Source organism: Streptomyces albus subsp. albus (genome assembly GCF_000725885.1).
GTDB lineage: Bacteria > Actinomycetota > Actinomycetes > Streptomycetales > Streptomycetaceae > Streptomyces > Streptomyces albus.
In genome coordinates this window covers 1-302 of the sequence record NZ_JODR01000094.1, presented here as the reverse complement: position 1 = coordinate 302, position 302 = coordinate 1, and the positions used below count along the sequence as shown (strand labels likewise).

Annotated in this window: 1 protein-coding gene; it reads right to left on the bottom strand. The window is 65.2% G+C overall.

Annotated features, from left to right (window positions below):
• Positions 1-302, bottom strand: a 302-nt coding sequence (locus tag IO40_RS0132870; RefSeq protein ID WP_031176692.1) for an ATP-binding cassette domain-containing protein, incomplete at both ends; no start/stop codon positions are given.

The following is a 302-nucleotide window of genomic DNA, read 5'->3' as shown; positions in this document are numbered from 1 at the left end:
GAGACGGGCTCGTCGGCGACGATGATCTCCGGACGCAGCGCCAGCCCCCGGGCGATCCCGATACGCTGCCGCTGACCACCACTGAACTGGTGCGGATACCGGTTGATGTACTCCGGATTCAGCCCCACCACATCCAGCAGCTCCTGCACCTTCCGGCGCCGGTCACCCTTCGGGGCCACCTCCGGATGAATGTCGAACGGCTCCCCGATGATGTCGCCCACCGTCATCCGCGGATTCAACGACGTGTACGGATCCTGGAACACCATCTGAATGTTCCGCCGCACCGCCTTCAACGCCCGGCC